A 6386-nucleotide genomic window follows, 5' to 3' on the forward strand; every position below is an offset into this window, starting at 1 on the left:
GTAAGTTAAGATGAGGAAAACCTCATTTTAACTTGTACTAAATCTTGACATAGGACCAGCCGTAGTCATCTGAGAAAAGGAAGTCGCGTCCTTTATTATTGTTTCCCATATTATTTTCATACCTCTCTTGTTGTTATTTCTATTTTACAGGACAACGGACCTATCGGCAAGGCATGTATTTACTCTGGTAAAGATAAAAACAGATTTGCCGGGGATAAACTGGCAACCATCCCATCCGTCCCGACCATGAAGACCGTCCGGATCCGGAAACAGAAACAACCTCACTTCCCGGATTTGACATTTCTTTTTTATGTGATATAGTAACAGCAATCGGGGCATCCGTTGCGGACTGATGCCCGAGGTGGGCCGGAAGCGTCTGGCTCCTTAATGAGAAACACAAAGATATGGGATGATGACAGGACCCCACGCACTCCTGCTCTCCCGTATCTTTTTATTTAACTATTTTTAACGAAACCACTTTCAAAAAATGAAAATTATTAAACTTATGAAAGTGATTGCGAAAACAAAAAACAATTTTTTTAAGAGAATCACACTGAACACAAGGAGGGTTTACTATGGATTTAACGAAGTTAGACCGCTATCTGGCGCTTATCCTGCGGCACAAGCCGGAGGTTGTCGGAATCACATTAGATAATCATGGCTGGGCAGATGTTTCGGAGCTGATTGTAGGGATTGCAAAAAACAACCCCAGGTTTGATATGGACACATTGGAGCGGATTGTGGCAACGGACGACAAGAACCGCTACTCTTTCAATGATGACAAAACACGTATCCGGGCAAATCAGGGACACTCAATCCCAGTTGATGTGGAACTACCTCCGACCAAACCGCCAGAATTTTTATGTCACGGCACCGGGGAGAAATATGTAGCTTCCATCGATAAAGAAGGGCTTGTGCCAAAAAGCCGGCTCTACGTCCATCTTTCCATGGATACCGATACTGCGACCAAAGTCGGCAGCAGACACGGGCGTCCAGTCCTCTACCGGGTGGCATCCGGGCAGATGCATCGTGACGGATATACGTTCTATCTTTCCGTCAACAATGTCTGGCTGACCAAGGAGGTTCCGGTGAAATACCTTAAAAAGCTGTAATGGATCTGGAAAGAAAAACGAAAAAAACATCGAAACCTGCGAATGGTAAGATTGGGAAGCTGTCGGATCGGCAGCTTCTTTTTTTGCGCAGAAATGGATGATTGCGGCAATCTACAGAACCGCAAAGAACTTACATTACTACAGCAAATTTGGATTTGAGAACGAAGGTCTGTCCGGATCCGACCACGGCGGAGCCACCTGGTATCAGATGGGGATAACGTTTTAGAGGTGAGGGAAAGATGATAAATCAGGAAAAGAAGAACAATGTGCTTATCGGTCGCGATGTTTTCGTATCTCCGATGACTGAGAGAAACCAACAACTTTATCTCGAAACATACAAGAAATCCTCCACGTTTGCCATGCTCTATCAGCATCACGAGGAATACTGGGAAAATATGAGCTGTGTCATTGGTGCCGAAAATGATGTTTCCATCCGTTTCCTCATCTCTGAAAAAGAAAATGTTTTTTGGAGGTGCCAAAGATGAACTATCCACCCATAGAGCCGAAACGGCTAAACGGGACAGAACCCATCACGGATGAACAGGGAAATCCTGTATCTGATTTAAACAGCTTTTGGAGCTGGGCGTATTCCAACGTCATGGATAATGCGCAGCGTGGCGCACTGGCTGAATACCTGGTTGCCTGCGCACTTGGGGTAAATGACAACGTCCGGGGAAATTGGGATAAATACGACCTGCTCTCCCCGGAAGGAATCTCCGTAGAAGTAAAATCATTCGGTTATCTGCAAAGCTGGGAGCAGGAACATCTTTCCACGTTAAGTTTCGGCATCCAGCCAACCTATGGCTGGGACAGTGCATCCAATACTTACGCCACGCAGTTATCCAGACAAGCAGATATCTATGTATTCTGTATTCACAAGCACACCCATCAGGGGACTGCAAATCCGCTGGATATTGCACAATGGGATTTCTACCTGCTGCCAACCACCATCCTGAATGAAAAAGCCGGGGAGCAGAAACGCGCATCCCTCTCCTCTCTCATCAAGATGGGAGCTGAAAAATGCGACTACCAAAATCTACATAAACGGATAATAGAACTGATACGTCCCGGTTATTCCGTTTCAGATAACTTCAAAACGACCGAATAAAAAAAATCACCATCCCGACGGCAGTTTACCAAACGGATGGTGATTCTTTCGTTTTTATGAGATTATCTCGGCGGATTACATACGCCGCATGGCTCTAATCCCATGCTCTTTGCTTTTTCCAATGTTACTTCACTGTCACTCTTCAAATACCGGCATCCGGCATTATGATATTTCTTTCCACTATTTGTGATATGCACCATAACCTCCGATGATGATGCCACGCTGTCAGACGGTTGTGTGACTGCGGCAGGTGCCTGTGCCTCAGAAATGTTACTTCCGGATCCGGAACTGCTGCCGGAGCCAGCCGATGCACTTGAACTTCCACTTGACTGGGCTGTCTGCGCCTGCGATTGGCTTTGGCCTTTTGCCGGTGTCGTACCATCCAATGCGCTGTCTCCAGTTGCATAATCAATACTTACACCCGGCTGTACGTTATAGCAGTACACATTAAACAGGATTCCAGCTCCGTTATCCTCTACTGATTTTGCTTCCATCAGCACGCCACTTGCTACCAGGTTATCTCCGGCAAATACCGGAGTGACACGGTAGAGTACATGGTTATTTGTCTCTTCTACATAATCTGCCACCATATTTTCGAATGGAAGCATACCTTCCACATTCAGATATCTGGTTCCGGTAATCAGATTCTTCGTGTTCGCATTCTCTGCAGACAGCTGGTAGTCAATCAGATGACAGCGGTTGTAGAGATACTTTCCGCTCACGACATCATACTTGACCGTGTGCCAGCCACTTGGCTTCACAGATCCGATGGCTCCACGTTCTTCTGTCGGCATGATTTCTTTGCAGACGTTCGCATAGGCTACGCCACATCTTCCAAGATTATCCAGGCTGCTGTAATCTTCAAATGCCGTCGTTGTCAGTTCCGCATCGGAGAAATACGGCACATTGTCGTTGACAACGACATACGGACTTCCGGAATAAGCCGGGATACTATCCAGTGATACTGTCGGGGCCGTGTCTGCTACTGGCTCCGGTTCACTTATTGGCTCTTCTGCCGGGGTCTGCGGCTGTTCTGCCACTACTGGCTCCTCTTCCGGTTCTGCAGAAACCTCCGGTTCCACGGAAAGGTCTGCCGTCACATTAGGTTCTGCTACTGTCTCCTGTTTCGCAGTGTTTGCTGTATTATCCGTCTTGGGGATGTAGTACATCGGCCGATAAAACGCACCGGCCAGAAAGAATACCACGACCATGATTACCGCTCTCGTTTTTGGTTTCACTTTTAAGATATTATTCCAGAGCTTTTCGATTGGTCTAATCGGCAGTAACAGCACACCCATTGCCGCAAAAACAATCGCCGATATACTAGGCACTGTCCCAAGTACCATAATAAAACACAACAGTGCAAATATCAGGCTTATGCATCTTCCTCGTTTCATTTTCTTTGTCGCTTTCTTTTTCGCTTCTTTTCGCTCTTTTTCTTCCGCTTCAATCTGACGGAGCTTTTCCTGCATCCGAAGCTCTTCTTCCAGCTTTTTCTTTTGTTTCTTACCTAACATCGTCTCTCCCATCTTTCTATCGTGATTTTCTTATGAGAAGAACCTTCGATTTCATCCAGAAGTTCACACGTCCAGTTCTCATCAAGAATACTCAGGTTAAATTTCACATCTGACGGGTAATTCCGGTTCCATCTGCAAAGGATGATTTCGCTGATACGGTCTTCATCCCCGGATAAATCATCTTCCACAAAACAATACTCGTCCTCTCCAGCCTCTTTTAAGTAATCCTCCGACACGTTCCGGTTAGAATAATCCTGAAACAGCTCTTCGGAATAGCATCTCATCCAGAGCTTTTTGCTGGAAAGATGCTTCGTTATCCATTCAACGATTGCCCGGTCACGGCTGACGCGACGGTGATTGAACAAAATTCCACCCGAATCATCGATACATATGATTATTTTCACGACAACTCCCCTCCATTTTTGTTCTTCTGTTTAATATTATAGCAAAAAAAACTGTATGCGACCATCTTTTTAGTAGAATGCATAAAACAAATGCCCTCCGGAGCAATTTCCCAGAAGGCATTTCCTATGTAATTTTTTATGTTTTCCTCAAAAAAGAGTAGATACTGTTGGCTCCACGCATAAACCAACGGAAGACCTCCACTTGCATTTGGTATCACTCACACAAGCTTTGCCAGCCAAATAAAATCCCTTGCCCGTAAGCAATGGAATTTCTGCCACATTTTTCAATATCAGTGCATCGGTTCCTCTTCTGCCCGCTGCACTTCTCTTGGCGACCATGTCTGTCCTGCTGCACATATCAGCTTATCGACCAACCCACATCTCGGCACACAATTATCCACTGGTTCTAGCCAAGCCTCCCCGTCATAACAATGTCAACTGCCTTTCATTCCATATTATATTCGTGACGGAAATAATGTCACGTTTATAATATGGAATGAAAGGCAAACGGAAGAAAAGCGCGAACGAAAAATTGTCACTGAAAGACATATCCTGTCATCACTCTCTCGTCTCGCATGGATGGGACGGTCTGGATGGGAAACGGAAAATGAATCAGGAAAAATAACTGTAGAATAGAAAATTGCAACATGTTGCAAAAATCTCCTGTAAAGTGGTGTATGCCAGGGTGGGCAGCTCCGGGAACAAATTGTTCTGTGCGACGGGGAGGATGCCTCGGATCCGGTAAAAGAAATGTGTACCAAGGAATGGACAGTCTGAAAATATTGTTTTGTGTAACAAGGAGGTTACCTCGAATCCGATAAAAAAAATGTGTGCCAAGAAATGGACGGTCTGGACAGATGGATGTTTGCCATGCCGGAGCATTGTGGCCAGTGAGCCGGACGCGCCAGCGGACGGCGGGGTGACGGCGGGGCAGATGGGACTACGAGGCTCTGTAGAGAACAGTACAAGTGTGAATCCATTATTGATTTTCCTGATTAGAAATCACCGTGTCTTCTACATTGTCTGCTGCCGAAAAATTGAGTGTGTGAAACTTTTTCTGTAAATTAGTTAATAACAGGTTCTTCTATGATAAAATAAAAATCATAGGAGGGCCTTTTATTATGGCAAAACAAAAGAAACCGGTACATCGTGTACAAATGACAGAAGGAAAAAGAAATATCATTCACCAGCTCCTTGAAGAGTATGACATTGAAACTGCGGAAGATATTCAGGATGCACTGAAAGATCTTCTTGGTGGAACCATTAAGGAAATGATGGAAGCTGAAATGGATGAACATCTTGGCTATGGAAAATCTGAGCGTTCTGATGGTGACGATTATCGAAATGGTTATAAGCGAAAAAGAGTCAACAGCAGTTATGGAGCCATGGAGATTGATGTTCCGCAAGATCGTAAGTCTACCTTCGAACCACAGGTTGTAAAAAAACGCCAGAAGGATATTTCAGATATTGATCAAAAAATCATTTCTATGTATGCGAAAGGAATGACTACCCGGCAGATTTCCGAGACAATTGAAGATATCTATGGATTTGAAACATCGGAAGGATTTATTTCAGATGTAACAGATAAAATACTGCCACAGATTGAAGACTGGCAGAACCGACCACTGGATGATGTTTACCCGATCCTCTACATTGATGCTATCCATTACTCCGTCCGTGATAATGGTGTAATCCGTAAGCTTGCAGCTTACGTCATCCTTGGCATCAACATGGAAGGGAAAAAAGAAGTCCTGACGATCAGTGTTGGAGATAACAAAAGTGCAAAATACTGGCTTTCTGTTATGAATGAACTGAAAAACCGCGGAGTAAAAGATGTATTGATTATCTTCGCAGATGGTCTGACAGGAATCAAAGAAGCTATTGCAGCTGCTTTTCCTAAAACAGAGTATCAGCGCTGCATTGTACATCAGGTAAGAAATACTCTGAAATATGTCCCTGATAAAGACCGAAAAGCCTTTGCAACAGACCTGAAAACAATCTATCAGGCTGCTGACGAGAAAAAGGCCCTGGCTGCTCTGGATCGGGTAACCGAAAAATGGACTCCGAAATACCCGAATTCCATGAAACGCTGGAAAGATAACTGGGATGCAATTTCTCCAATTTTTAAGTTCTCTGCGACGGTCAGAAAGGTAATCTACACGACCAATGCCATTGAATCACTGAATTCTACTTACCGTAAATTAAACCGTCAGAGAAGCGTATTCCCGAGCGATACAGCTCTTTT

General features: G+C 44.6%; 7 protein-coding genes. 5 read left to right on the forward strand and 2 right to left on the reverse strand.

Annotation, left to right across the window (positions count from 1 at the left end; genetic code table 11):
- The first annotated feature begins 575 nt into the window (after nucleotides 1-575).
- From DXB15_RS16510 to DXB15_RS16525, 4 genes are all read left to right on the forward strand, one after another.
- The gene (locus DXB15_RS16510) at nucleotides 576-1112 is read left to right on the forward strand and encodes an RNA 2'-phosphotransferase (RefSeq protein ID WP_118703536.1); all 537 of its coding nucleotides are present in this window, start codon (nucleotides 576-578) and stop codon (nucleotides 1110-1112) included.
- Between the two features lie 97 nt (nucleotides 1113-1209).
- Nucleotides 1210-1338 (forward strand): hypothetical protein, encoded by a 129-nt coding sequence (locus DXB15_RS17400; RefSeq protein WP_330427550.1) that lies wholly within the window; start codon nucleotides 1210-1212, stop codon nucleotides 1336-1338.
- 13 nt (nucleotides 1339-1351) lie between these two features.
- Nucleotides 1352-1597 carry a hypothetical protein gene (locus DXB15_RS16520; RefSeq protein WP_118703537.1) on the forward strand — a complete coding sequence of 82 codons (246 nt, stop codon included), beginning with the start codon at nucleotides 1352-1354 and terminating at the stop codon, nucleotides 1595-1597.
- Complete coding sequence (locus DXB15_RS16525; RefSeq protein ID WP_118703538.1) at nucleotides 1594-2220, forward strand: hypothetical protein; 627 nt, start codon at nucleotides 1594-1596, stop codon at nucleotides 2218-2220. The genes DXB15_RS16520 and DXB15_RS16525 overlap by 4 nt, the downstream gene beginning before the upstream one ends.
- Before the next feature lie 62 nt (nucleotides 2221-2282).
- On the opposite strand, the gene DXB15_RS16530 is transcribed toward DXB15_RS16525, so the two are convergent.
- Nucleotides 2283-3260, reverse strand: a complete 978-nt coding sequence (locus tag DXB15_RS16530) for a DNA/RNA non-specific endonuclease (RefSeq protein WP_334294935.1) — start codon at nucleotides 3258-3260, stop codon at nucleotides 2283-2285.
- Nucleotides 3261-3730: 470 nt separating this feature from the next.
- Entirely contained in the window at nucleotides 3731-4141 is a 411-nt protein-coding gene (locus DXB15_RS16535; protein ID WP_118703539.1) for a ribonuclease Z, read from the reverse strand.
- A 1121-nt stretch (nucleotides 4142-5262) separates the two neighbouring features.
- Here DXB15_RS16535 and DXB15_RS16550 point away from each other — a divergent pair.
- The coding region (locus DXB15_RS16550; RefSeq protein WP_118703542.1) for an IS256 family transposase at nucleotides 5263-6386 on the forward strand (1124 nt) is incomplete at its 3' end.

The organism is Roseburia sp. OM02-15 (assembly GCF_003481835.1).
Classification (GTDB): Bacteria; Bacillota; Clostridia; order Lachnospirales; family Lachnospiraceae; genus Eubacterium_I; species Eubacterium_I ramulus_A.